Below are 25,834 nucleotides of genomic sequence, written 5' to 3'. Positions count from 1 at the left end.
ATTGTTTTACGGACGTCCGCCGGCCGGGGGATTCCGCGCCCAGCCCCGGCACCGCGGGCCCGCGGTCCGCGAGCGGGGCTCCGCTGCGGGGTGACCGACCGGCCCGCTCGGGGCGGCGCCGGGCGGCGAGGGCCCGTACCCGTGCTCGGAGCCCGTCGAGGGCGGCCCCTTGGACCGTACGCATCCGTGTACCTCCGCAGCGGGAGCGACAACACTCGGCGACAACGGCATCACCGTACGTCCCACCTGCGCACTCCGCGCCCCGAGGACCACGTCAGGGGTCCAACCCGACCAGCAGCGCCGCGACGTCCAGCCCGGCGGTGAGGTAGGAGTGAAGGCCTCGTTGTTCAGGGCCCACGGCGAGCGGCCGCGGCGCACTCGGGCGACGGCCTCGGCGGGTGTCAGTCCCCCGTCGACGAGGCACTGGGCGACGACGAGGCCGGACCTGTTGTAGCCCGAGTGGCAGCGGACCAGCGTGGTGAGGCCCGAGTCGAGGGCAAGTCCCGCGGTGCGGGCGAGGCGCTGCACGGTGTGGAGCTGGTCGGCGGTGAGCTTGGCGTCCGGGATCTCCCCCACGACGTGCTCGGCACGTGGTCCCGGGCCGTGGCCGGTCCGGGTGAAGAGGCTGATGACGAGGTCGAACTCGTCCCCCACCACGACGGGCCACAGCTCACCGGCCGGGTCGGTCCAGTAGTGGCCGCCCATCCACAGGCCCGGTACGACCTCGTCCCACGGTGAAGACGGCCCGGGTACGTCCCGGTCGCGCCGGCGGGTCTTCTTCATATGGCCGTGACCTCCTGGGTGCGACCTCCAGGATCTCACACAACAGACCGTCATTCAGCGGTAGTTGGGGCGAAAGCGGCCTCGCGGAAGGCGTGGCGCGGCGCGGCGCGCCCGGCGGTCGGCAGCAGGACCGCCCAGCGGTGGTGGCGGGGGGAGACCCAGAGGGCCGGGCCGGCGTCCTGCGGGGCGTGGTGGGTCCAGACTCCGTGCGGGGCGGGGTCCCAGAGCAGGCCGCGGGCAGGGGTCAGTTCGCCGGTGCGGATCCGGAGCGACTCGGCGGTCCAGGCGCGGCTGATGCCTGCCGGGACCGCCGGAGCAAGCGGGTCCACCGGGTCTCCCGGATGCAGGAGGTGGCGCAGGAAGCGGAGGAGGTCGGCGAGGGGCGCACGGAGGGCGCCGTCGACGAAGCGGGTGCCGGTCATGCCCAGGGGGTGCCAGACCCGGGTGGCCGCGAGGTCGGCGAGCGGGCTGCCGGAGAGCTGCTCGGCGAGGCGGGTGAGGTGGGTGAGGTGGGTGGGGGCGGCGGTCCCGCCCGGGTGCGTGAGGAGGTGGTGGGCGGTGGTCCCGGCGGGGACGCCCTCGGCGGCCGTGTCCCCGTAGGCGGCGAGCGGCGTGTGCAGCCGTAGTGCGCCCTCGTCGACGAGGCTGCCGATGACCGGCCAGAGCGCGAGGACGCCGCTGAGGCCGTCCACGTCGAGGGCGGCGTCGGCGGGGTGCCCGCCGTCCGAACCCGCTCGGGGGCCCTCGGGTCCGCCGACGGCCCACACCGCCCCGGGGTCGGCGGACTCCACGAGGGCCCGAACGGCGGTGGCCTGGTCGCACAGGGGGGTCATGGTCGCCCACGTTAACGAGCCGGGTGGCGGCCCGTCGGCAGGCCGCTGCGGATCCCGCGCTCCCGCCACCCGAATGCCCCCGCGGAGCAGCAGCGAGCGGGAAGGGGCGGGGCGCCCGCAGGCACCCCGCCCCCGCGTCCTACCGGCCGGGCTAGCTCTTGTCCGGGCGGTCCGTCACCCGCAGGGTGTTCAGCAGGGGCTTGCCGAACTTGCTGTGCGTGACGAAGCGGACGTTGAGCACTCCGTCCGTGACCGTGACCGTGTACGTACGGGTCAGGGCCGTGTACGTGCCCGCCTCCAGGGAGATGTCCAGGGAGGGCAGGACCTGCGTGCCCTCCGCCAGGACGTCGAAGACGCGCTTGTTCGGCTTGGTCGAGGAGAGCTCCGCGAAGCCCAGCTCCACCGTGTAGGTGCCGTTCGGCACGTTGTCGAAGCGGTACTCGTACATGCCCTCCCGGGCGTTGCGGAACATCCGCTGGTCGTCCGTGCCGGCGATGGTGCGGCCGGTGGACTGGACGGTTCCGTCGCCCTGGTAGCCGTAGGAGCCCTTCGTGTACTTGCGGTCCGGGGACCAGGCGTCACCCAGGCTGTCCGTGGTGGCGTAGCCGGATCCGGCGTCCACGCCGACCTGGTAGCGCGGAACGACGACCTTGACCGGGACGGAGAGGACCGGGGTCCGGCCGCTCGCCGAGGTGATCTTCAGGTCGGCGGTGAGGACCGCGCCCGGGGTCAGTCCGGTGGTGTCCACCGAAAGGGTGACCGGGACCTTCGCGCCGGTCGCGAGGGTGCCGGTGGCCGGCGTGGCGGTCAGCCAGGTCGCGTCCTCGGACACCGTGAACTCCGTGCCCAGGCCCGGGTTGGTCAGCTCCAGCGTCCGTGTCCGCTGCTGGTTCGCCGTGAGGACGACCTCGACGGACGGCTTGGAGGCCGTCACCTTTCCGGTGCGCAGGGACTGGGTCACCGCCGTGACGTCGGCGGCCTTCACGTTCACCGTCGCCGTGGCGGACTCGTACTGCGGAGCCGTCAGCGAGACGGGGAGCGCGCCGGACGGGCTCTGGACGACGTATCCGCCGTCCGCCGCCGTGGTGGCGGAGACCGCCGTGTCACCGGTGCCGACGGTCACCGTTGCGCCCGCGACGCCGTTGCCGTCGTTGGCGTCGAGCACCCGGCCCGCCACCACACCGCTCTTGGTGGTCCGGAAGGCGATGGAGAGGCCGTCCGTGATGACCGCGGTGTTGAAGGAGTACTTGAAGGCGTCGGTGCCGGCCGCGTTCTCCACGCCGACCGTGGCCGTGGAGCCGCCCTTGATGCCGGTGCCGCCGGTCCCCTTGTAGGAGTAGGAGACGGTGCCGTCCTCGCCGATCGTGGCCGAGAAGGAGAACTTGTCGGCCTGGGCCGACCAGTGGGACACCTGGCGCCACTCGATCACGTAGCTGCGGTGCGGAGCGGTGCCGGTGACGCCGGTGAAGACGCCCGAGCCGCTGCCCGCGGCGCCGACGACCAGGTCGTCCCAGAACGGGTACAGGGCCGCGTTGGGCGTGGCCGTGCTCGGGAGGTCCCCGTTGATGTCGCCGGTGTTGTTGCCGCCGAAGCTGACGGTGCCGTTGGTGCCGATCCAGGCCTGGCCGTACGTCTTGCCGTACAGGGGCAGCGGGAAGGGTAGGTCGACGCGCTCGGTGGTGTTGTCACCGGTGAGCGCGAGCTGGCGGGTGCCCTCGACGTACGGGCGGTCGCCGGCGGCGGCGCAGGCGTAGCCGTAGCCGTCGGTGCGTTCGGGCAGGTTGACCGCGACGGTGGCGTCGCCGGCGACGGTGACCTTCGCCGTGCCGCCGGTGACGCAGCGGGAGGCGAGGGTGGCGTTCACGTCGTACGTGCCGTGCGGCAGGGTGACCTCGAAGCGGCCCTGGGCGTCGGTGGTCGCGGTCACCGGGGTGTCGGCGATGGTGACGGAGGCTCCCGCGGCGGGGCCGGCGGCCGAGGAGACGGTGCCGGTGAGCTTGCCGGAAGGCGCCTGGGTGAGGGTGAAGTCGCCCGTGGCGGTGCCGTTCTCGGTGACCGTGGCCGTCCCGGTCTGCTGCCCGTAGCCGAACTTGGCGGCGGTCAGGACGTAGTCGCCGACCGAGAGGGAGGCGAAGCGGTAGCTGCCGTCGGCCGCGGTGGTGGTCGTACGGTCGATCGGGCCGTCGGCGGTGATCTTCACGCCGGCGACGGGCTGGTCGCCGGAGCGTACGGTGCCGCCGAGCGAGCCGATGGCGCCGCGCGGGGCGGCGTTCACGGCGGCGAGGACGTCGAGACGACCCTCGCCGAAGACGTTGTTGTCGGCGGCGTTGCCCCCGCACTGGCTGCTGTCGGTGTCCAGGGCGGTGCCGTCCAGGAGCGACTCGGTCTGCGCGATGTCGCCCTCCAGGGCGGGCGCGGCGGACCAGAGCAGGGCGACCGCGGCCGCGGTGTGCGGCGAGGCCATCGAGGTGCCGGAGAAGGCCTCGTACCCGCCGCCGGGGACGGAGGAGCGGACGTTCACGCCGGGGGCGGCGATGTTCGGCTTGACGATGCCGCCGGGGCCGGCGCCGCGCGAGGAGAAGGACGCGATGGCGTTGTTGATGTCGAAGGCGCCGGAGCTGTAGGAGCTGGCGTAGTCGCCGGGCGAGCCGGCGGTGTTGCAGCTCGGGCCCGCGTTCCCGTTGGAGAAGGCCGGGAAGATGCCGGCGGCCCGCCAGGTGTCGACGATCTGCTGGTACCAGGTGTCGCCGCCGCTCCCGCCCCAGGAGTTGTTGACGATGTGCGGGGCGAGATCGGGCCGCGGGTTCTGGCCGCTCGGATCGGTCGGGGCGACGATCCACTGGCCCGAGGCGAGGAGGGAGGCCTCGGAGCAGGAGTTCGACTCGCAGCCCTTGGCCGCGATCCACTTGGCGCCGGGGGCCACGCCGATCTTGTTGGCGCCGCCGTCGTCGCCGACCATCGTGCCCATGGTGTGGGTGCCGTGGTCGTTGTTGTCGCAGGGGGCCGCGGTGGTGCACACGCCCGCCGGGTCGAACCAGTTGTAGGCGTGGTCGTAGGTGCCGTCCGCCTTCTTGCCGCGGTACTGGTTGTTCACGGCCGGGTGGGTGTAGTCCACGCCGCTGTCGATGTTGGCGACGACGATGCCCTCGCCGCGCACGCCGACCTGGTCCCAGACCTGCGGGGCCTTGATCCGGTCGATGTTCCACTCGACGGCGTCGGCGACGGCCTTCTCCCGCTGGCCCTCGGTGGGCTTGGGGAGGTCGACCTTGTCGTCGGCGTCGATCCGGGCGACCTCGGGCCGCTGGGCGAGGGTCCCGGCGAGCTTCTGGCTGCCGACGACGCGCACGGCGTTGACGATCCAGTACGAGGTGTACTCGGCTCCGGCGCCCTGCAGGGCCTTGACGACCTCGGCCTGGCTGCGCGCGGCGTGGTCCTTCTTGATCCGCAGAACCGTTTCGGCCTTGGCGGCGCGGGTCTGCTGCTTCCCCGCGGCGGTGAGGTCGGCGGCGCTGTCGAGGTAGACCCAGAAGGCCGCCTTGGCGGAGTCGTCGAGCTGGGCGCGGAGCCGCGGTTCGATCTTGCGCTCGGCCGCGGTCGGGGCGGCGGGGCCGGGGTCCGGCGCGGCCGCGGCGACGCCCGCGCCGATCGGCAGGAGCAGGACCGAGGTGAGGGCGGCGAGTGCCGCGCGTAAGGACCGTGCGGGCCTGGCCGGCCTGGTGGGCCGCAAGGCTCGTGGGGACCGGTTGTCGCGTTGGGCCACGTGTTGTCTCCTCGTACGCCGTGTGCGGGATGTGCGGGAAGGGTGCGCGTGACGTGCGCGGGTCATGGTGAACGAGGCGTCATGCTCATTACAAGGGTGACTTTTCGGCCGTCCCCGGCCCGCCCCGGTGGCCCGCACGGGCCGCGCGCGCCAGCCTGAAGACATGACTGCGCCCGCCGAGCCGTCCGGAGCCGGCATCCCGATCGCGTCCGCACGCGGCCGGTGGATCCTGCTGACCACCGTGCTCGGGTCGACCATGGCCATGCTGGACGGCACCGTGGTGAACGTGGCGCTGCCGCGCATCGGGGAGGACCTCGACGCCGATCTGGCCGTGCTCCAGTGGACGGTGAACGCCTATCTGCTGACCCTGGCCGGGCTGATCCTGGTCGGCGGATCCCTGAGCGACCGCTTCGGGCGGCGCCGGATCTTCGTGCTCGGCGTGGTGTGGTTCGCGGTCGGCTCGCTGCTGTGCGGCATCGCGCCGAACGCCGGGGTGCTGATCGCCGCCCGGGCCCTGCAGGGCATCGGCGGGGCGCTGCTGGCGCCCGGCTCCCTGGCCCTGATCCAGGCGTCCGTCCGCGCCGAGGACCGGGGGCGGGCGATCGGCCTGTGGTCGGGGCTCGGCGGGGTGGGCGCGGCCGTGGGACCGTTCCTCGGCGGCTGGCTGGTGGACGGGCCGGGCTGGCGGTGGGTGTTCCTGCTGAACGTGCCGCTGGCCGCGGTGTGCGTGCCGGTCGCCCTGCGGCACGTACCGGAATCGCGGGACCCGCAGGCGCACGGGCGGTTCGACGTGGCCGGGGCGGCACTCGGTGCGAGCGCCCTGGGACTGGTCACCTACGCGCTGATCGAGGCCCGGTCGGGCGCGCCGGCAGTGATCGTCGCCGCGGTGCTCGGGGTCCTGCTGGGCATCGCCTTCGTCTACGTGGAGCGGCGGCGGCCCGATCCGATGGTGCCACCGGACATCTTCGCGTCCCGACTGTTCACCGCCGTCAACCTCGTCACCCTGTGCGTGTACGCGGCGATCGGCGGGTTCTTCTTCCTCGTCGTGCTCCAGCTCCAGGTGGTGTCCGGCTACTCGGCGCTGGCCGCCGGGGCCGCGATGCTCCCGACGACCCTCCTCATGCTCCTCCTGTCGGCGCGCTCGGGTGAGCTCGGGGAGCGGATCGGGCCGCGCGTCCCGCTCACGGTGGGTCCGCTGCTGTGTGCGGCAGGGACGCTGCTGATGCTGCGGGTGGGACCTTCGGCCTCGTACGTACGGGACGTGCTGCCCGCGATGGTCGTCATGGGCATGGGCCTCGTGGCCCTGGTGGCCCCGCTGACGTCGACCGTGCTCGCCTCGGTGGATCCCGGTCGGGCGGGCCTGGCCAGCGGCATCAACAACGCGGCGGCGCGCGTGGCCGGGCTGCTCGCGGTGGCGGCGCTGCCGCTGCTGTCCGGAATGGGGCCTGAGTCGTACCGCTCGGCGACCCAGTTCGACGCCGCTTTCGGTCGGGCGATGCTCTGGTGCACCGGGGCGTTCGTGGCCGGCGCCGCCCTGGCCTGGGCGACCGTGCGCTCCCCCGCGCCCGAGGCGTGCCACCCCCAGTGCCACACGTACTGCGCGGTGTCGGCCCCGCCGCTCGAACCGCGTGAGGGGTCCGGCTGATCCCGCGTGCTGGAGCGCGACGGCCGACCTGGTGGCGGGCGCGGCGATCTACGCCGTCGGGATCGCGTGCGTGGCGCGGGTGCGGCGGGCCCGCGACCTGCCCGTCGCCGCGCTGCCGCTGCTCTTGGGTGCGCACCAGCTGGTGGAAACCGCGGTGTGGGGCACGGGCGGCGGCTGCTCCCCGGCCGCCACGGCCTGGGCGGTGATCGCCCTGCCGCTGCTGGTGCTCTGGGTACCGGCCGGGGTCCTACTCGCGGCCCCACCCGAGGCCCGGCGCCGGCTGTGGGCACCGCTGGCCGCGGGTCTGGCCACCGCCGCGGTGCTCTCGTACTGCCTCGCGACGCGGCCGGTGACCGCCGAGATCCGGGGCCACACCATCGGCTACGGCGTGAATGTTCCGTGGATGCCGCTGGTGCTGGCGGGCTACCTGTTCGCCACGCTGGGCTCGCTACTGCTCTCGGGCGACCGGCGGCTCGGGACCCTCGGCGTGGTGCTGGCGGTGGGGGCGCTGGCCTGCTCAGCGCTGTGGCGGCTGGAATTCGCCTCCACCTGGTGCGCCTTCGCGGCGGTCGCGTCACTGCTGGTCTGGGGCTGGGTCCGGCGGCCGGAACCGGCTCCCGCCGCCTCGTGATCGACCGAAAGTTACCTAGACGTATGTAGTGACTTCACACGCGGGCAGCAGTAGAACTCGTTCCCATTCCCCCACGAGTGAGGAACGTCACGTGAGCGACAACATGCTGCCCGGAAGAGGCTCGAACGGAATCTCCCGTCGCGGATTCCTCGGTAGAACCGGTTCCATAATCGGCGCCATGGCCCTGGCCGGTCACCTCACCCCGGCGCAGGCGGCCTCCCCATCCGCCACGATCGCGGACGGTGCCCGCGTACCGGCCCTGATCATCGGCACCGGCTACGGCGGGTCCGTCGCCGCCCTGCGACTGGCACAGGCCGGCGTGGACGTGCAGATGATCGAGATGGGCATGTCCTGGGACACGCCGGGCCCGGACGGCAAGGTCTTCCCCAAGGTGACCAGCCCTGACTACCGGTCCTTCTGGCTGCGCACCCGGACCAAGGCGCCGCTCAGCAATTTCCTCGGTTTCCCCATCGACAAGGACGTCCCCAAGTACACCGGGATCCTGGACGCCGAGGACTTCGCCGGCATCACGGTCTACCAGGGCCGCGGCGTCGGCGGCGGTTCGCTGGTCAACGGCGGCATGGCGGTCACGCCCAAGCGCGCGAACTTCGCCGCCGTCCTCCCCTCCGTGGACGCCGACGAGATGTACGACACCTACTACCCGAGGGCCAACGCCGGCCTCGGGGTCGGCATGATCGACCCGGCCTGGTTCGACACCGCCGACTGCTACCAGTTCTCCCGGGTGGGCCGCAAGCACGCCCAGCGCTCCGGCTTCGCCTGGACCTTCGTACCCGACGTGTACGACTGGGACTACATGAAGAAGGAGGCAGCCGGCACCGTCACCAAGTCGGCCCTGGCCGGCGAGATCCTCTACGGCAACAACGCCGGCAAGAAGTCTCTCGTCCAGACCTATCTCGCGCAGGCGAAGGCCACCGGCAGGGTCACCATCTCGGCACTGCACAAGGTCACTTCGGTCTCCCCGGCCGCGGGCGGGGGCTACGCGGTCGCCATCGACCAGATCAACACCACCGGGGACACCGTGGCCACCAAAACGGTGACCGCGGACCGGGTCTTCTTCGCGGCCGGCAGCGTCGGCACCAGCAAGCTCTTGGTCAAGCTGAAGGCCACCGGAGCACTGCCGAACCTCAACGGCGAGGTCGGCAAGGGCTGGGGGGAGAACGGCAACGTCATGTGCGGCCGCGCCAACCACCTGTGGGACCCGACCGGCAGGCTCCAGTCGACCATCCCCTGCTCTGGCATCGACAACTGGGACGCGGGCGGCGCGTTCGCCGAGGTCGCACCGCTCCCCACCGGGATCGAGACGTACGCCTCGTTCTACCTGTCGATCACCAAGAACCCGAACCGCGCCGAGTTCACCTGGAACGCGGCGACCGGCACGGCCGAGCTGAGCTGGCAGTCCGCCTGGAAGCAGCCGTCCATCTCCATGGCCAAGACGATCTTCGACAAGATCAACTCCAAGGAGGGCACGATCTACCGCACCGACCTGTTCGGCGGCAACAAGATCTGGAACGACACCCTCACCTACCACCCGCTCGGCGGCGCGGTCCTGAACAAGGCCACCGACAACTACGGCCGCCTGCACGGCTACACCGGGCTGTACGTGATCGACGGGGCGCTCGTCCCCGGCAACGCCAGCGTGAATCCCTTCGTCACCATCACGGCGCTCGCCGAACGCAACATAGAGAAGATCATCGCTACCGACCTGTAGCCGTACGCCCGCCCGGGCCGGGCCCCGCGCGGGTCGGGCCCCGCGCGGGTCGGGCCCCGCGCGGGTCGGGCCCGACCCCGGTCCGGCCCGACCCGCCCCGGAAGCAGGGTCCTACCGCCCTTCGTTCCGGCGGCCTCCACCGCCCTGCCCGGTCTCCACCCGGCGAGGGGCCTTCGGCGACCGCCGACCTCCGCGGGTGCGTGCCGCGACGTAGCCGGTCAGGGAGGACAGGCCCAGGCACAGCGGCGAGTACAACCGGAGGTCCATCGCCGTGTACCGGGCGGGAGCCTGCTGGAGGTCCAGGCCGGACACGAGCAGCCCGCCCAGCCCGCGCGCCGCGAGCACGCCGGAGACCGTCCACAGCCCGGCCCGGACGAGCCGGGCGCGCCCGAGCGCGGAGTCCGGCCGGGCGCCGGCCAGCACCAGACCCGCCGCCGCCGTCAGCAGACCGGCGACCGCGGCCGTCGCCGCCGCGGACGGCAGCTCCTCCTCTGCCGTCCCCACCACGACCTCGGCCAGCTCCGCCGGGGAGCTCAGCGGCCAGGGCGAGCGGGTCCAGACCGCGTGCAGGGCCGCGGCCGCGGCCAGACCGCCCGCCGCCACGACCGCCGCCGTCCGGACCGAAGCCGCCGCACCCGCACCGCCCCCGACCCGGTGCTCCGTACCCGCGTCCGCGCCCGACCCCCGGGCCGTTCCCGTCTCGGTGTCCATCGGTACCCCTTCCCCACGATCCCGCCGGTTTCCATACAGTGCTGTATGGATGATCCATACACTACTGTACGGATCATGGCGAAGGGACGAGTGAGCAAAGAGGACTGGACGATGGCGGCGCTGCGGGCGTTCTCCCGGGGCGGCGTCTCGGCCGTCGCCGTGGACGTCCTCGCCCGTGAGCTCGCAGTCTCACGCGGCAGCTTCTACTGGCACTTCGAGAACCGGGACGCCCTGATCGTCGCCGCGCTGGAGACCTGGGAGCTGCACGCCACCACCGAGGTCATCACCGCCTCGGACGCCCACGAGGACCCCTGGACGCGCGCCCGCTCCCTGTTCCTCGCCGCACTCGGCGACGAGGAGATCGCGGGCCTGGAGCCCGCACTGGGCGCCGCCCGCGACACCCACCCGGCCGTGGCCGACGTGGTCGACCGGGTGACCCGCACCCGGATCGCGTACCTCGGCAGCATCTTCGCCGACCTCGGCTTCGCTCCGGAGGACGCCCGGCACCGCGCGCTGGCCGCCTACGCCGCCTACCTGGGCTGGCTCGACCTGCGCCGCACCGCACCGGCCATCGCCCCCGAAACGCTGCCCGGCACCCCGGCCGCGGAGGCGGCGCTCGACCACGTGATCGCCATGCTCGGAACCCTGCCCCGGCCGGAGGGAACGGCGGGCGGCGGAGCCACGGATTGAGCGGTCCGCGGCATCCGGCGGGCCAGCGGGCCGCCCGGGCTGCCCCGGCATCGCGCAGGGTGACCCGGACGGCGGGGGCGGACGCCCCCTCAAGGTCGGGCAGCCCTCAGGGCCCGGGAGCCGGCTGACCCGGCAACATGCACACGCTGTCCAGGCCGAGCACGTGGTTGAGCCGGCCGAAGGCCAGCCAGGACCCGATGCTCATCGTCAGCTCCACGATCTCCAGCTGGCTGTAGTGCGCGGTCATCCGCTCCCAGAACTCCTCGTCGAGCCCGTGGTGGTCGAGGGTGTACCGCTCGGCGTACTCCGCCGCCAGCCGGGTGCGCTCGTCGAACGCGTCGGTCGTGCGCCACGCGGTGACCGCCTCGGAGAACTCCTCCTCGACCTTCTCCCCGTCCCGCTCGGTGCGCCAGTCCAGACAGAAGACGCACCCGTTGATCTGCGCGACGCGCAGCCGGGCCGCCTCGAACTCGCGCAGGCCCAGGGTGGTGTGGGCGTACACCGACAGGGAGAAGTTCGCGGCGGCCATGCCGATGCCGGGGACCAGGTCGCCCCACACGTACTCGATCGGGTGCTGGCCTTCAGGGACGTCGATCCTCATGACTGTTTCCTTCCGAGTCTGCCGATGGCGGGGCGCAGCGGGACGTCGAGGGCGTCGTAGAGGCCCGGTTCGGCCTCGACCAGCCAGTCGATGGCGCCGACGAGGCGGCCGACGGCGGTGGCGTTGCCGCCCGCCGAGCGGTTCTCGCCCTCGTCCGTGGCCTCGATGGTGACCTCGATGCGCGGGCGGCCCTCGATGACGACCCGGTGGGCTCCGTCGCCGCCGTCGGGCGGCACGGGCCAGTCAGGTGCGCACGAGGCGTGGATGCGGGTGACGTGCTCGATGACGATGCGGGGCTCGCCCTCGACGATGCCCTGCACCTCGAAGCGGATCGCGCCCTGCGTGCCGGCCTCGAACTCGCCCATGGTCCGGGTGGTCACCGTGGTGTCGAGCGCGCGGCGGTCCGACGTCTCGCGGATCTCGTCGAGTTCGACCCCGAGCGCCCGGGCCATCATCCGTATCTGCCCGCCCCACACCATGGTGGGGATCGAGGGCATGAGCATCATCGGCTCGTGGTCCATGGGCTGCCCCATGCCCACGAGGTGGCGGACGGAGTCCGGCTGGTCGTAGGTGGAGTAGTCGAAGATCTCCTGGCAGCGGATGACGTCGATGCTGGTGCCGAGCCCGCTGAGCAGGAGCGGGAGCACGTCGTTGCCCCACCCGGGGTCGACGCCGGAAGCGAAGAGCGAGCCGCCGCCCTCCGCGACGGCGGCGAGCACCGGGTCGCGGAACTCGGGCGGGGCGCTCCGGTGGTCGTAGAGCGGGTACAGGGCCGGGCTGACGACGACCGCGCCGGAGCGGACGGCGCGGGTGATGTCGGCGAGCGCCTCGTCGGGCCGGACGTCTCCGGACGCGGCGTACACCACGGCCCGCGGGCGGGCGGCGAGTACGGCTTCGACGTCGTCGGTGGCCTCGACCCCCAACAGGCGGTCGAGCCCGCCGAGTTCTCCCGCGTCGCGGCCGACCTTGGCTGGATTGTGGACGATGACTGCGCAGAGTTGGAGCGCGGGATGGGCCTCGACGGCACGGATCGCCAGACGGCCCACGTTGCCGGTACCCCAGACAACCGTGGAAATCATGCGCGGAGGGTAGCCACAGGTCCCGTACGTTGCCAGAGTCGCGCGGCCCGAACTCGTCCGCCTCCTGCGGCTACTGGTTCTGGCCTCCCAGGACGAAGAGGAGGTAGACGAAGAAGGCGAAGAGGTGACCGACGAACAAGTAGGCGATCAGCCGGATGATCAGGCCGCGCGGGAACTTGGACTCGAAGCGGGCCCGCAGGGTCGCAGGCGCGGGCTTCTCGGCTTGGGACATGGGTACGGCTCCTCGGCTATCGGTGGTGCGTGGTCGGGGGCGTCGTGGGCGTCGGCGGGTTCGCGGCCGGGTTCGCGGCCGGGTTCGCGATCGGGTTCGCGGGCGCGGTCTTGGTGGCGCCGCCGAGGCAGAGTCCGGCCAGGCTGCTCTGCAGCAGCGTGTGGACGAAGAGCAGGTCGGCCCCGCCCACGGAGGCCGCGCCGATCCGGTGCGGGGTGAGCGAGTCGAAGTGCGCGCTGTCCCCGGGCTCCAGTAGGTGCTCGGCCTCGCCCAGGTGCAGCCGCAGCCGCCCTTCCAGGACGTACAGCCACTCCTCGCCGGGATGTACGCGGACCAGCTCTCCCTGGCTTCGGCCGTGGGGCACGTGCACGCGCAGCGCCTGCATCCCCCGACCGGAGCCGCCGGCCTGCCAGTACGTCCAGCCGTCGGCCTCGCGGGCGCCCGGACCGCCGGCCCGTACGATGGGATCGGCTGCGGCGGGGGTCTCGCCGAGCAGTTCGGAGACGGTCGTACCGTAGGTGCGGGCGAGTCCGAGCAGGAGCGGCAGCGAGGGCTGGCGCCGACCGGTCTCCAGGCGGGACAGGTGGGCGGGCGAGAGCCGGGCCCGTGCGGCGGCGGCCTCCAGGGTGAGTCCGGCGCGGCGGCGCAGGTCCCGTAGCTGCGGGGCGACGGCGGGCAGCTCGTCCGCCGGTTCGTCGGGGCCCGCCGCGCCTTCGGGGCCGGTGTCGGATCCGGGTGTCATACCCCGATTGAGCCAGAGTCTTACCTTTCTGGCAAACCACCTTGCCTCTGAGGCAAAGCCCGGCTGCCGCGCGGCCCGGCCTCACCTGTTCGAGGGCCCGCTGCCGGGCGAATGCGTCACCACGGTTGCGCGGGGTCCTCCGCCGTCCAGGCTGGGAGCCACGGCACCGGAGGACCTACGGCGAGGGACGATGATCGTATCGATGCTGTCCATGCCGGAGGGCACCCTGACCCGCGGACACGTGACGGAGGCCCGCGAGCGCCTCGCCACGTCCCGCTTCCTGTTCGTGGACGTGGAACTGCCCGAGGACGGCGCATCCGACGGACCGCCGCTCGCCCACCTGCTCGGTCTGGAGGCCGAGGACCTGGCGTGGCTCGGGCGGAAGGGGGAAACCGCCCGGGCGGAGATCTTCGGGGAGAGCGGCGCGTTCGTCGTGCCCGCGGTCGACGCGGACCGGGTCATCCACGTCCACGCCGTGGTGACCGAGCGCTACCTCCTCACCGTGCACCGGGGGTCTGCGCCCCTGATCGGGAACGTCACCGCCCGGTTCCCGCTCGAGAGCCCGCCGGACTCCGTGGCCATGTTGTTCCTGCTGCTGGACGAGGCCATGGAGACCTACCGCCGGGCCGCCGTCCAGGCGCTGCTGGAGGTGGAGGACCTGGAGGACGCCATGTTCCGCCGGCGCGATCCCGAGCAGCTCTACCGCCTGTCACGGCTGCGGCGCACCGCGGCCCTGCTGCACCACACCCTCCTGCCCTACCACCGGGTGGCGGAGGAGAGCGTCACGCGCCGGGTGATGAACCGCGGCTTCCACCAGGAACGCCAGCAGCTCGTCCGCGAGTACCGGCGCACCGCGAATCTGGTGCTCACGGACATCGAGTCCCTCCAGGAAACCGCCCGGCGGGCCTTCGGCAGCTACTCCTCCCTGGTGTCCGGCGACCAGAACGGCGTGATCAACCGCCTGGCGGTGGTGTCGACGATCTTCCTGCCGCTGACCTTCCTGACGGGGTTCTTCGGCATGAACTTCGCCTACCTGACGGACGAGCTGGAGAGCAGCGCCGTCTTCTGGCTGCTCGCCGTGGGCATGCAGGTGGTCTTCCTGCTCGTGGCCCTCTACGTCCTCCACCGCACCCGCCTGTGGCGGATGCTGCGCGAGGACGACAGCGACCCCGACGACGAGTAGGCGTGACCGAGCGCCGTTCCTGGCCCCGTACCAGGGACCCGTACCCGGTCCCGTGCACGACTCCGGTGCTCGTCCGGTGGCGAGTGCGGGCCGACTTCGTCACCGCTGCCCGGGCCCGACGACCGTGAGTCCCAACTGGTCGGCGAGCCAGTGCGCGTACGGCTCCCGAAGCTGGCGTCCGTCGACGAGGGCGCTGCGGACGTGGAGGAGGACGGTGTGCTCGTCAGCGGGCTCGTCGAGGTCACGGGTGGTGGTGTTGAAGAGGAGCGTCACTTCGGCATGCTTGGACTCGCCGTGGAAGCCGGCCCCGGGCGCGTCCGGCCAGCACAGCAGCTCCCAGTTGATCTCACCCCTGCTCGGACCGATCGCCGCCGTGAAGGCGTCCTCGATGCTGCCGACGGGCACGTTGAGCAGCTCCCACTCCAGCGGGGGGCGGTCCTCGAGCGGCACGCCGTCGAACTCTCCGTACTCCTCCCGACCCCGGAACCACCCTGTGGGCAGCTCCTTCGCCAGGGCCCGCACCTCGGCGACGGAGTGGAACTCTGCGTACGTGGAGACCCTCGAGTACGCGCAGCGGCCGAACTCCACGAGGCTGCGCGCGGTGCTCAGGGCGAGTGCGGGGTCGGGGGTACGGAAGACGGGATAGGCGATGGCGTCGGACATGCGGTGACTGTGCCACGGACCGTCCGTGCAGGTCATCGCATGTGCGGCACGCCTCCGGTCGGCGTCCGCCCGGAGCCGACCCCCGCGCTCGGTCAGGAGGGCTGCGATCCCCTGCCCGGGGGGCTAGGGGGTGTGTGCCGCCAGGACCGCGGCCACCGTGTCCGCCTCGGCCGCCGGCTTGTCCGGGCGGTGGCGCAGGACGCGGGCGAAGCGGAGGGTCACTCCGGCCGGGTAGCGGGAAGAGCGCTGGAGGCCGTCGTAGGCAATCTCGACGACCAGTTCCGGGCGGACCCGGACGGTGAAGCCGTCGTCCTCGACCGCCAGCTCGCGCAGCCGCTGCGTCTGCCAGCGCAGCATCTCGTCGGTGAGCCCCTTGAAGGTCTTGCCGAGCATGGCGTACGTCCCGTCGCCGGTGGGCGCCCCCAGGTGCAGGTTCGAGAGCAGGCCGGTGCGCCGCCCGTGTCCCCATTCCGCGGCGAGGACCACCAGGTCGAGGGTGTGCACCGGTTTCACCTTGAGCCAGTGTTTGCCGCGCCGCCCGGCCGCGTAGGACGAGTCCAGCGACTTGACGACGACCCCCTCGTGTCCCCGGCGCAAGGTCTCGGCCCAGAACTCCTCGGCCTCGGCGCCCTGCTCCCCCGGGTCCTCGACGGCGAGGCGGCGGACCCGGGCGCCCTCGGGAACGAGCGCGGTGAGGGCCGCGTACCGCTCGCGCACCGGCAGGTCGAGGAGGACGTCCTCGCCCACGGCCAGGACGTCGAAGAAATAGGGGGCGACCGGGAGCGTGCGCCGGGCGGCGTCCACGTCGACCCGGGAGCCGACCCGGCTCGCGATCTCCTGGAAGGGGACGGGGCGGCCGTCCGCCGCCCGTCCGATGACCTCCCCGTCGAGGATGAACCGCTCCCTCTGCAGCGACCGGGCCAACTCCGCCACCTCCGGCAGCCGCCCCGTGATCTCGTCCAGGGAGCGCGTGTACACCCGTACGTCGTCGCCCTCGCGGTGGACCTGGACCCGGATCCCGTCCAGCTTCTCCTCCACCGCGCACGGCCCGAGCACCTCCAGCGCCTCGGCGACCGACTTCGCCGTGCCCGCCAGCATCGGCTGGACGGGCTGCCCCACGCGCAGCGTGACCGAGCGCAGCGCCTGCGCGCCGTCGGCCAGTACGGCCGCCGCCACCCGCGGCAGCGAGCCGTCCAGCATCACCGCCCGGCGCAGCGCGGCGGCCGGTACGCCGGCGGCCGCGGCCACCCCTTCCAGGGCCACGGCGTCGAGCGCGCCCTGACGCACCTCGCCCGACAGCAGGGCGCGCAGGAACACCTGCTCGGCCCCGGTGGCCCGGCCCAGCAGGTCGGCGAGGATCCGGCCGCGCCGCTCCACGGACCCGGCGCCCGCCACCGCGGCCAGTTCGCCGACCGCGGTGTCGACGTCGCGGACGGTCAGGACCGGTTCCGCCGCCGGCGCGACGTCCTGGCCGAGCGCGCGCCAGCCGATGCCCGGGCGGCCCTGCGGGAGGCGCCCGGAGAGGTAGGAGATGACCAGGCCGGCCTCCTCGGGGGGCGCGGCGGCGAAGAGTTCGGCGAGCAGGGCGCTCTTGCGGGACCGGGCGGAGGTGTCGGCGACCTCCCGGGACACGCGCGCGACGTCGGCCAGCAGCATGCGGCCATCCTCCCGCCCGCGGACGCACCGCGCAGGTCGGTACCGGGTCGGTACCGGGTCGGTTCCAAGCCCGGGGCGCGTACCGCAGCTGCGGTACGCGCGGGGCCCGACCTACGCCTCGAGGAGGTGGGCGGTTCCGCCTGTGGGTGCTCGGAGCCCGGGGAACGGGCCCTTAGGGTGCCCCTATGAAGCTCCGAATGCCCCGGCGCCGCCGAGACCGTCTGCTCGCGGGCGCCGCCGCGCTCGCGGTCGTGGCGGGGGCCGGTACGTGGACGGCCGCGTCCGCGACCGGTGACGAACCCGCCGTGCACCGCCAGGACCAGGTCGTGAACATGCCCGGCGCCGGGATCGACACCTCCTACTTCACGGCGGGCGGCGGTGCGGAAAGACGTCCCTCCGTCCTGCTCGGGCACGGTTTCGGCGGCAGCAAGGACGATGTCCGCGAGCAGGCCGAGCGCCTCGCCCGGGACGGGTACGCCGTCCTGACCTGGTCGGCGCGCGGCTTCGGCCGCTCCGAGGGCCGGATCGGCCTGAACGACCCCGCGTACGAGGTCAAGGACGTCTCCCGGCTCATCGACTGGCTCGCGGCCCGGCCCGAGGTGAAGCTCGACGCGGCCGGCGATCCGCGCGTCGGCGTCTCCGGGGCCTCCTACGGCGGCGCGGTCTCGCTGCTCGCGGCCGGTCACGATCCGCGGGTCGACGCGATCGCCCCGGTGATCACCTACTGGAACCTCGCGGACGCCCTCTTCCCGAACGGCGTCTTCAAGAAGCTCTGGTCCGGCATCTTCTTCACCAGCGGCTCGACCGACGGGATGCAGGGCGCCGTGCCCGGACGGCGGCCGGACTCCTCGGCCGCGCCCGGCTGCGGACGGTTCCAGCCCGAGCTCTGCGCGATGTACGAACGCGTCGCGGTGGCGGGCAAGCCCGATCCCGAGGCCCGCACCCTGCTGGAGCAACGCAGTCCGTCGGCCGTGGGCGACCGGATCAAGGTGCCGACCCTGATCGTCCAGGGCCAGGACGACTCCCTCTTCCCGCTGGACCAGGCCGACGCCATGGCCAAGGCCATCGCGGCGAACGGCGCGCCCGTCTCCGTGGACTGGACGGCCGGCGGGCACGACGGCGGGATGCGCGAGGCCGACCGGGTCGAGGCCCGGGTGGCCTCCTGGTTCGACCGCCACCTCAAGGGGGACGGGGCCGCCGACACCGGCCCGGCGTTCCGGGTCACGCGCTCCGGAGGCATCGACTCCACCGACGGCACGGTCACCCTGCGCGGCGCGACCGGCGACCGGTACCCCGGGCTGGAACCGGGCCCGCGGGAGTTCGCCCTGACGGGGCCGGAGCAGACCTTCGCCAATCCGGCGGGCGGCGCTCCCCCCGCCCTGTCCTCGCTCCCGGGCATCGGCGGGCAGCTCGCCGCCTTCGGGGCCGGGCTCTCGCTCGACTTCCCCGGGCAGAACGCCCGGTTCGAGTCGGCGACGCTGGCCGAGGACGTGACGATCACCGGCACCCCGACCCTCACCCTCAAGGTGAGGTCGAGCGCCGCGGACGGCTCGGCCGTCCTGTTCGGCAAGGTGTACGACGTGGGGCCGGACGGCCGTCAGCAGGTGCTGCCGAGCCAGCTGGTCGCCCCGGTGCGGGTGGAGAACGCGCAGGAGGGCACCACCGTGCGACTGCGGCTGCCCGCGATCGACCACTCCGTCGAGGCCGGGCACCGGCTGCGGCTGGTGATCGCCGCGACCGACCTCGGCTACGCGACCCCCGCGGCTCCGGCCACCTACACCGTCTCCGCGGAGGGCCCGCTGGCCGTGCCCGTCGCCGCGGGAGTGCGGACCGCCGCGGCCGGGCTGCCCGCCTGGACCTGGTGGCTGCCGCTGGGCGCGGTGGCCCTGGCCGCGGCGTTGCTCGGGATCCGACGGACCGGCCGGGGCGCCGGCGGGTCGGGGCCGGGCGCCCCGCAGCCGGACCCCGCACTGGCCGACGTACCCCTGGAGATCACCGGGCTGACGAAGCGCTACGCGAAGGCGCAGGACCGGTACGCGGTGCGGGACCTGTCCTTCCGCGTCGAGAAGGGGCAGGTCCTGGGACTGCTCGGGCCCAACGGCGCCGGCAAGACCACCACCCTGCGGATGCTGATGGGGCTGATCTCGCCGGACGCCGGGGAGATCCGGGTGTTCGGACACGCCGTACGGGCCGGGGCGCCCGTACTGTCCCGGGTCGGGGCCTTCGTGGAGGGCGCCGGATTCCTCCCGCACCTGACGGGCCGCGCCAATCTGGAGCTGTACTGGCGGGCCACCGGCCGCCCGGCCGAGGACTCGCACATGGCGGAGGCCCTGGAGATCGCCGGGCTCGGCGACGCGCTGGAGCGCGCGGTGCGCACCTACTCGCAGGGCATGCGCCAGCGCCTCGCGATCGCGCAGGCCATGCTCGGCATGCCGGACCTGCTGATCCTCGACGAGCCGACGAACGGTCTGGACCCGCCGCAGATCCGGGAGATGCGGGACGTGATGATCCGCTACGCCGCGGGCGGGCGGACGGTCATCGTCTCCAGCCACCTCCTGTCGGAGGTGGAACAGTCCTGTACGCACCTGGTGGTCATGGACCGCGGGCAGCGGGTCGCGGCGGGCGAGGTGTCCGAGATCACCGGCGGCGGGGACACGCTGCTGGTGACGCTGGCGGAGCCGGTGGACGAGGTGAGCGTCGAGAAGGTGGCGGCGCTGGAGGGAGTGGGTTCCGTGGTGGCCGCCGATGACGGGCTGCTCGTACGGCTCGAAGGCGCGACGGCCGCGGGGCTGATCGCCGAACTGGTACGGCTGGAGGTGCCGGTGAGCGGAGTGGGACCGCACCGGCGGCTGGAGGACGCGTTCCTCACCCTGATCGGAGGTGCGGCGTGAGTACGGCGACGACGGTGCAGGAGGTGGCTCCGGGCTACCGGGCGAGCCGTACGCTGCCGCTGCGCGTGGAGGCGCTGCGGCAGTGGCGCCGGCGGCGGACGCTGGTGATGGGCGGGGTGCTGGCCGCACTGCCCTTCATCCTGATGATCGCGTTCGCGGTGGGCGGCGGGCCGGGCAGTCGGGGCGGCGGGAACGGCCGCATCACCCTGATCGACACGGCCACGGCCTCGGGCGCGAACTTCGCCGCGACCTGTCTGTTCGTCTCGGCCGGCTTCCTGCTGGTGGTGCCGGTGGCGTTGTTCTGCGGGGACACCGTGGCCTCGGAGGCGAGCTGGTCCTCGCTGCGCTACCTGTTGGCTTCACCGGTGCCCCGGGCACGGCTGCTCTGGAGCAAGCTGGTGGTGGCGCTGGGCTTCAGCCTGGCGGCGATGGTGCTGCTGCCGGTGGTGGCGCTGGCGGCGGGCACGGCCGCGTACGGGTGGGGGCCGCTGAAGCTCCCCGCGGGCGGGGCGTTGGCTGCCGGGGACACCGTGCCGCGGCTCGCGCTGGCGGTGGCCTTCGTGTTCGTGTCGCAGCTGGTGACGGCTGGTCTGGCGTTCTGGCTGTCGACGCGGACGGACGCCCCGCTGGGCGCGGTGGGCGGGGCGGTCGGGCTGACGATCGTCGGCAACGTGCTGGACGCGGTGACGGCGCTCGGGTCGTGGCGGGAGTTCCTGCCGGCGCACTGGCAGTTCGCGTGGGCGGACGCCCTGCAGCCGCAGCTGGAGTGGGGCGGGATGGTCAAGGGAGCGGTGGTGTCGGTGTCGTACGCGCTGGTGCTGTTCGCGCTCGCCTTCCGCGGGTTCTCCCGCAAGGACATCGTGTCCTGACCCGGCGCGGACGGCCGACGGCCCACGGCCCGCTGCCCGGAGGTCTCCGGGCGGCGGGCCGTGGGCCGTTCGTGGGCCGTCCGTGGCGATGCGGCCGCGCCCGTGTGTGGCTGCGGTCCGTTCGCCCCCGGCACGATGGACCATCGCGGTCATCACGACCGCGGGGTACCGCCCGTGCGCACAGCAGCACGTCCGGCCCGTAGGGCCGTGCTGACCGGTGGTCTCGCGGCCGCCGCCGTGCTCGCGGGATGCTCCTCGGCCGGCACCCCGAAGGAGACGACCGCCGCACCCGAGCCGCGACCGGATGCGCCCGGGCCGCGTTCGCCCGCGTGATGGACGGCAATGCGCGCTGGGTGAGCGGGGATTTCGATCACCCCGACCGGGATCCCGAGACTCCCGGGTGGCGCTCGAGCTCGTCTTCGACACCGGGCTCGGCGACCTGTGCGTCCTGCGTACGGGCGGGCACGCGATCGGCTCGGTGGTCACCGGTTCCGTCGAGTACGGGCCCGTGACGGGCGGCACCCCGCTGATCGTCGTGCTCGGGCACCAGCGCTGCGGCGCCGTCGAAGCCGCGTACAAGTCGCTGAACGACGGCCCTGTGCTGCCGGGGAACCGCCAGGCGATCGTGAAGGCGGTGGAGCCGGCGTACCGGTTGACGGTCCGGATCCCCGGTGCCGACCCCGTCGACACCATGATCCACCAGCAGAGCCGGGTCACCGCGGACGATCTGCGTTCCCACTCCGAGCCGGCGCCCCTCGTGAAGAAGGGCGCCTCGGCCGTCGTCGGCGCCCGTTACTCGCTGGACACCGGCACGGTGGACGTCCTGACGGGGGCGCCCGTCCGAGCGGTCACTCGGGACCCCGCGCCCCCGGGATCGCGGCGATCGCGGCGAGCAGCTCGGCGTCCAGCGGACGGTCGGCGACGGCCGCGTTGGCGCGCACCTGCTCGGCGGAGGTGGCTCCCGCGATGACGGAGGCGCAGCCGGGCTGGGCGGAGAGCCAGCCGATGGCGAGTTCGAGGACGGTCCGGTCGTGCTTCTCGGCGAGCGCGGCCAGCGCCTCGACGACGTCGAGGCGCTCCTCGGTGAGGTACGAGTCGCGGCCTTCGAGCCGGGAACCGGCCGGCACGGGCGCACCCCTGCGGATCTTGCCGGTCAGCAGGCCGTTGGCGAGCGGGAAGTACGGGAGCACGCCGACGCCGTAGTGGAGGGCGGCCGGGACCAGCTCCCGCTCGACCGACCGCTCCAGCAGCGACCACTCGTTCTGCGCCGACACGAAGGGCACCGAGCCGGTCTCGCGGGCGAGGTGGGCGGCTTCGGCGAGCTGCCAGCCGGAGAGGTTGGAGTGTCCGACGTACCGGACCTTGCCCTCGGCGACGAGCTCGGTGAGCGCGGCCAGGGTCTCGGCCATCGGGGTGGCCGGGTCGGGGCTGTGCAGCTGGAAGAGGTCGATGTGGTCGGTGTCGAGGCGGCGCAGGGACTCCTCGACGGCACGCCGGATGTAGGCGCGGCCACCGCGGGAGCCGGCGGCGGGCCCGTACTTCATGTCCACGCCGTCGTAACCGAACTTGGTGGCGAGGACGACCTGGTCGCGACGGCCCTTGAGGGCCTGCCCGAGGTAGACCTCGGAGCCGCCGGCGCCACCGTAGATGTCGGCGGTGTCCAGGAGGGTGATGCCCGCGTCCAGGGCGGCGTCGACGACGGCGCGGGTGGCCTGGGCGTCCAGTCGGCCACCGAAGTTGTTGCAGCCGAGGCCGATCGCGGAGACCTGGAGTCCGGAACTGCCCAGGGGGAGATAGCGCATGCGTTTCGTTCCTCCGACTCGACGAGTACATGATCAACTGAGCGTCCAGTCTAGGGCGCCGGACCCGAATCCCGGCAACGGGCTGTGAACACCTTGTGACACGCGCGGGCCCCGTCCCCCACCGGCCTCCCGGCCCGCCCCCGGTAATTTGACCGTATGGATCATGACGTCGCCGCGCCGGTCGCGGCCGCGTCCTGACCGGAGTTCCCCCCGCCCCAGCCGGGCCGGGGGCAGCCCGACCCGAAGGAAACCCGTGAACCGCAAGCTGATACCGGCCGCCGGCGTCGCCACCTGCGCGGCCGCCGTCCTCGCCCTATTCGCCGGGCCCGTCAACGCCGACGAGACCCCCGGCCCCGGCCCCAGCGCCTCGCCCACCAGGGGGCCGTCCGCCCCGCCGACCACCCGCCCCACGGTCATGCCGTCGGGCACCCCCGTTCCGGGCGCCACCCCCACCCTCGTCCCCCCGGCCACCCTGGCCCCCACCCCCACTCTGGCCCCCACCGCCGCCCCGAACCCGACCGTCAGCCCGAGACCCGGCACGCCCACCGGCCGTCCCGGAGGCGGAGGCACGGGCGGGGGCGGCGGCGAGACCCCCGCGCCCGGGCCCGGCTGCGCGCGCACCGTGCCCCAGCTCCCCACCCCCGAGAGCGTCCCCGCGTACGGCACCGTCACCGTCGACACGTGCGCCACCGACCACCGCACCGCCCGCGGCAAGCTGGTCTTCACCGCCGGGTACGGCGACGACCCCGTCACCTACCGCGTCACCCTGCGGTGGACGTTCGAGGGCAAGCCCGAAGCGGGATGCGAAGGGTGCTGGTCCCCGGCCCGCTACGACTACACCGAGGACGTCTACGTCAACGACGCCGTCCGGGCCGTACCGCTCGCCGTGGGGTTCGTCATGCGGCACCGCGGCGAACTGATCGGCGAGCAACAGCCCGGTGCCGGAGTGACCGTGGTCGACGTCCAGCCCATGGAACCCGCCCGGCAGGACAACCCGAAGCTCGTCGGCCCGGTGCCCGGCGCCCCGCAGCCGTCCCGGCCGTCCCCGACCCCCTGACCCTCCCGCGCCGGCGTCACCGCGCAGGGCCGCCTCCACCACCGGTGGAGGCGTGCGGTCGCCGCGCTACAGGAGTCGGGTGGCGCCCGGCGACGGGGAGGCCGTCGTGATGCGCGGGGGTGTGAGGTCCGCGCGGAGGAAGGCATCGGTCACGGCCCGGGTCACCGACCGCTCGGCGTCCGCATCGATCAGGGACAGCGCCGAGCCGCCGAAGCCGCCGCCCGTCATGCGGGAGCCGTACGCGCCCGCCGCGTCCGCCGTGGAAACCGCCAGGTCCAGCTCCGGGCAGGACACCTCGTAGTCGTCGCGCAGCGAGAGGTGCCCCTCCGTCAGCAGCGGTCCCGTCTCGCGCAGTCGGCCCGCGCGCAGCAGTTCCTCAACGCGCAGGACCCGCTGGTTCTCAGTCACGACGTGCCGGACGCGCCTGCGGCCGACCGGATCCTCCAGGCGGGCCAGGGCCTGCTCCAGCTCCTCGTACGGGAGGTCGCGCAGGGCGGGCAGACCCAGGGCCGCGGCCGCACGGTGGCAGGAGGCCCGGCGCTGGGTGTAGGCCCCGTCGGCGAGCGCGTGCTTGACCCGGGTGTCGATGACGAGGAGGCGCAGGCCGGCCGCCGCGCAGTCGAAGGGGATGTGGCGCTGTTCGAGGCTGCGGGTGTCCAGGTGGAGGGCGTGTCCGCCGGTCGCACAGGCCGAGGCCGTCTGGTCCATGATCCCGCAGGGGACGCCGACGTACGCGTTCTCGGCGCGCCGGGCGAGTGCGGCCAGTTCGGGGCGGGTGAGCGGGATCCCGTACAGGTCGGTGAGGGCCAGCGCGGTGGCCACCTCCAGGGCGGCGGAGGAGGACAGGCCGGCGCCGGTCGGCACGTCGGACCGTACGTGCAGATCGGCGCCGCCGACCGGAAGGCCGGCGTCCAGCAGGGCCCAGGCGACCCCGGCGGGGTAGGCGGCCCAGCTCGCGGCGCCCTGCGGCGGGCGCGCCGGATCGAGCCCTGCGAGGTCGAGGGTGACCGCGCCGGAGGGGGCGTCGGTGGAATGGACCCGCAGGATCCGGTCGGTGCGCCGGGCCACGGCCACCTCGGTGCGCTGCGGGAGGGCGAAGGGCAGGGCGAAGCCGTCGTTGTAGTCGGTGTGTTCGCCGATCAGGTTGACCCGGCCCGGGGCCGCCCAGACCCCCTCGGGCGGGTACCCGTACAGCTGCTGGAAACCGTCCTGTGCCGACCGGGTCACGCGCTCGCCACCTCCCGCAGTCGCGCGGCCGCGTCCTCGGGCCGGACGTCGTTCATGTAGGCCTCCATGCCGGACTCGGTCCCGGCGAGGTACTTCAGTTTGTCCGCCGTCCGGCGGATCGTGAAGAGCTCCAGGTGGAGCGCGAAGTCGGACCGGCCCTCGCCCGCCGGGGCCTGGTGCCAGGCGGAGATGTACGGGGTCGGCTCGGGCCGGTCGAAGAGCCGGTCGAAGCGGCGCAGCAGCTCCAGGTAGACCCGGGGGAACTCGGCGCGGGCCCCCTCGCCGAGGGCGGGCAGGTCGGGGACCCGGTGGCGCGGGTAGAGGTGGACCTCGTACGGCCAGCGCGCCGCGTAGGGCACGAAGGCGGTCCAGTGCTCCGTTTCGAGGACGACGCGGGTGCCTTCGGCGCGCTCGGCGGCCAGGACCTCCTCGAAGAGGTTGCCGCCGGTGCGCTCGCGGTGTGCGGCGACGGTGGTGAGCATCCGGGTGGTGCGCGGGGTGACGAAGGGGAAGGCGTAGATCTGGCCGTGCGGGTGCCCGAGGGTGACGCCGATCTCGGTGCCGCGGTTCTCGAAGCAGTAGACCTGCTGGACGCCCTCGCGGGCGGAGAGGTCGGCGGTGCGGTCGCTCCAGGCGGCGAGGACGAGCGCGGCGCGGTCCTCGTCGAGGTCGGCGAAGGAGGTCAGGTGGTCGGGGGTGAAGCAGATGACCTCGCAGCGGCCGGTGTCGCCGGCGAGGGAGGGGAAACGGTTCTCGAAGACGGCCACCTCGTAGTCGGGAGCCGGGATCTCGCTCGCGCGTCCCCCGGTGGAGGGGCACAGCGGGCAGGCGTCGGCGGGCGGGTGGTAGGTGCGGCCCTGCCGGTGGGAGGCGATGACGACCCGGTCACCGAGCAACGGATCGCGCCGCACCTCGGAGCTGCTCGCGGTGGCGGACGCGTCGAGCGGACGCGTGTCGGGGAAGGCGCGGGCGGCGCCGTCGCCGGTGTCGTAGTAGATGATCTCGCGGCCGTCGGCGAGGCGGGTGCTCGTGCGCTTCACGGAAGGAACT

Annotated in this window: 21 protein-coding genes and 1 pseudogene; 9 read left to right on the top strand and 13 right to left on the bottom strand. The window is 73.4% G+C overall.

Annotated features, from left to right (window positions below; genetic code table 11):
• Positions 1-6: 6 nt before the first annotated feature.
• From OG594_RS42415 to OG594_RS42405, 3 genes are all read right to left on the bottom strand, one after another.
• Entirely contained in the window at positions 7-783 is a 777-nt protein-coding gene (locus OG594_RS42415; RefSeq protein ID WP_323185447.1) for a hypothetical protein, read from the bottom strand.
• Between the two features lie 50 nt (positions 784-833).
• A complete protein-coding gene (locus OG594_RS42410) occupies positions 834-1,616 on the bottom strand; it encodes a hypothetical protein (protein WP_266607719.1) in 783 nt (260 codons plus the stop codon).
• A 151-nt stretch (positions 1,617-1,767) separates the two neighbouring features.
• Positions 1,768-5,376 carry a S8 family serine peptidase gene (locus tag OG594_RS42405; protein ID WP_266607718.1) on the bottom strand — a complete coding sequence of 1,203 codons (3,609 nt, stop codon included), beginning with the start codon at positions 5,374-5,376 and terminating at the stop codon, positions 1,768-1,770.
• A 163-nt stretch (positions 5,377-5,539) separates the two neighbouring features.
• On the opposite strand from OG594_RS42405, the gene OG594_RS42400 reads away from it, so the two are divergent.
• The 3 genes from OG594_RS42400 to OG594_RS42390 all read left to right on the top strand — a co-directional run bounded on the left by OG594_RS42400 (position 5,540) and on the right by OG594_RS42390 (position 9,381).
• A complete protein-coding gene (locus tag OG594_RS42400) occupies positions 5,540-7,021 on the top strand; it encodes an MFS transporter (protein ID WP_266607717.1) in 1,482 nt (493 codons plus the stop codon).
• Complete coding sequence (locus OG594_RS42395; RefSeq protein WP_266607716.1) at positions 7,005-7,652, top strand: DUF6629 family protein; 648 nt, start codon at positions 7,005-7,007, stop codon at positions 7,650-7,652. Before OG594_RS42400 ends, OG594_RS42395 begins: the two co-directional genes overlap by 17 nt.
• Before the next feature lie 103 nt (positions 7,653-7,755).
• Positions 7,756-9,381, top strand: coding sequence for a GMC oxidoreductase (locus OG594_RS42390; RefSeq protein WP_266608850.1), 1,626 nt, complete (start codon positions 7,756-7,758; stop codon positions 9,379-9,381).
• A 111-nt stretch (positions 9,382-9,492) separates the two neighbouring features.
• Here the strand turns inward: OG594_RS42390 and OG594_RS42385 are convergent, their stop codons facing one another.
• Entirely contained in the window at positions 9,493-10,092 is a 600-nt protein-coding gene (locus OG594_RS42385) for a DUF3995 domain-containing protein (protein WP_266607715.1), read from the bottom strand.
• 75 nt (positions 10,093-10,167) lie between these two features.
• Here OG594_RS42385 and OG594_RS42380 point away from each other — a divergent pair, with 75 nt between their 5' ends.
• Entirely contained in the window at positions 10,168-10,782 is a 615-nt protein-coding gene (locus OG594_RS42380; RefSeq protein WP_266607714.1) for a TetR/AcrR family transcriptional regulator, read from the top strand.
• Between the two features lie 106 nt (positions 10,783-10,888).
• On the opposite strand, the gene OG594_RS42375 is transcribed toward OG594_RS42380, so the two are convergent.
• The 4 genes from OG594_RS42375 to OG594_RS42360 all read right to left on the bottom strand — a co-directional run bounded on the left by OG594_RS42375 (position 10,889) and on the right by OG594_RS42360 (position 13,436).
• Positions 10,889-11,383 carry a carboxymuconolactone decarboxylase family protein gene (locus OG594_RS42375; RefSeq protein WP_266607713.1) on the bottom strand — a complete coding sequence of 165 codons (495 nt, stop codon included), beginning with the start codon at positions 11,381-11,383 and terminating at the stop codon, positions 10,889-10,891.
• Complete coding sequence (locus tag OG594_RS42370) at positions 11,380-12,462, bottom strand: dihydrodipicolinate reductase (RefSeq protein WP_266607712.1); 1,083 nt, start codon at positions 12,460-12,462, stop codon at positions 11,380-11,382. Before OG594_RS42370 ends, OG594_RS42375 begins: the two co-directional genes overlap by 4 nt.
• A 70-nt stretch (positions 12,463-12,532) precedes the next feature.
• Positions 12,533-12,694, bottom strand: coding sequence for a DUF6126 family protein (locus OG594_RS42365; RefSeq protein WP_266607711.1), 162 nt, complete (start codon positions 12,692-12,694; stop codon positions 12,533-12,535).
• A 16-nt stretch (positions 12,695-12,710) separates the two neighbouring features.
• Positions 12,711-13,436: a helix-turn-helix domain-containing protein gene (locus OG594_RS42360; RefSeq protein WP_266607710.1), complete on the bottom strand. Its 726-nt coding sequence runs from the start codon at positions 13,434-13,436 to the stop codon at positions 12,711-12,713.
• A 202-nt stretch (positions 13,437-13,638) separates the two neighbouring features.
• Here OG594_RS42360 and OG594_RS42355 point away from each other — a divergent pair, with 202 nt between their 5' ends.
• Complete coding sequence (locus tag OG594_RS42355; protein WP_266607709.1) at positions 13,639-14,619, top strand: CorA family divalent cation transporter; 981 nt, start codon at positions 13,639-13,641, stop codon at positions 14,617-14,619.
• A gap of 99 nt (positions 14,620-14,718) precedes the next feature.
• On the opposite strand, the gene OG594_RS42350 is transcribed toward OG594_RS42355, so the two are convergent.
• Positions 14,719-15,282, bottom strand: coding sequence for a hypothetical protein (locus OG594_RS42350; RefSeq protein ID WP_266607708.1), 564 nt, complete (start codon positions 15,280-15,282; stop codon positions 14,719-14,721).
• A gap of 123 nt (positions 15,283-15,405) precedes the next feature.
• A complete protein-coding gene (locus tag OG594_RS42345) occupies positions 15,406-16,938 on the bottom strand; it encodes an ATP-dependent DNA ligase (RefSeq protein WP_266607707.1) in 1,533 nt (510 codons plus the stop codon).
• 185 nt (positions 16,939-17,123) lie between these two features.
• Between OG594_RS42345 and OG594_RS42340 the strand changes: the two genes are divergently transcribed.
• From OG594_RS42340 to OG594_RS42330, 3 genes and pseudogenes are all read left to right on the top strand, one after another.
• Positions 17,124-19,829 carry an alpha/beta fold hydrolase gene (locus OG594_RS42340; RefSeq protein ID WP_266607706.1) on the top strand — a complete coding sequence of 902 codons (2,706 nt, stop codon included), beginning with the start codon at positions 17,124-17,126 and terminating at the stop codon, positions 19,827-19,829.
• Positions 19,826-20,698 (top strand): ABC transporter permease, encoded by an 873-nt coding sequence (locus OG594_RS42335; RefSeq protein WP_266607705.1) that lies wholly within the window; start codon positions 19,826-19,828, stop codon positions 20,696-20,698. The genes OG594_RS42340 and OG594_RS42335 overlap by 4 nt, the downstream gene beginning before the upstream one ends.
• Positions 20,699-21,002: 304 nt before the next feature.
• Positions 21,003-21,455, top strand: a pseudogene (locus tag OG594_RS42330) (carbonic anhydrase); the annotation flags it as partial.
• A gap of 91 nt (positions 21,456-21,546) precedes the next feature.
• Here the strand turns inward: OG594_RS42330 and OG594_RS42325 are convergent.
• Positions 21,547-22,500, bottom strand: coding sequence for an aldo/keto reductase (locus OG594_RS42325; protein ID WP_266607704.1), 954 nt, complete (start codon positions 22,498-22,500; stop codon positions 21,547-21,549).
• Between the two features lie 253 nt (positions 22,501-22,753).
• On the opposite strand from OG594_RS42325, the gene OG594_RS42320 reads away from it, so the two are divergent.
• Positions 22,754-23,557 carry a hypothetical protein gene (locus OG594_RS42320; RefSeq protein WP_266607703.1) on the top strand — a complete coding sequence of 268 codons (804 nt, stop codon included), beginning with the start codon at positions 22,754-22,756 and terminating at the stop codon, positions 23,555-23,557.
• A gap of 66 nt (positions 23,558-23,623) precedes the next feature.
• Here OG594_RS42320 and galK read toward each other — a convergent pair whose 3' ends face one another.
• Positions 23,624-24,784 (bottom strand): galactokinase, encoded by a 1,161-nt coding sequence (gene galK, locus OG594_RS42315; protein WP_266607702.1) that lies wholly within the window; start codon positions 24,782-24,784, stop codon positions 23,624-23,626.
• On the bottom strand, positions 24,781-25,824 hold the full coding sequence (gene galT / locus OG594_RS42310; protein ID WP_266607701.1) for a galactose-1-phosphate uridylyltransferase: 1,044 nt from the start codon (positions 25,822-25,824) through the stop codon (positions 24,781-24,783). The genes galK and galT overlap by 4 nt, the downstream gene beginning before the upstream one ends.
• Positions 25,825-25,834 lie beyond the last annotated feature (10 nt).

Origin of the sequence: Streptomyces sp. NBC_01214 (genome assembly GCF_026340975.1) — a bacterium.
Classification (GTDB): Bacteria; Actinomycetota; Actinomycetes; order Streptomycetales; family Streptomycetaceae; genus Streptomyces.
This window is presented reverse-complemented; position numbering and strand designations above follow the sequence as displayed.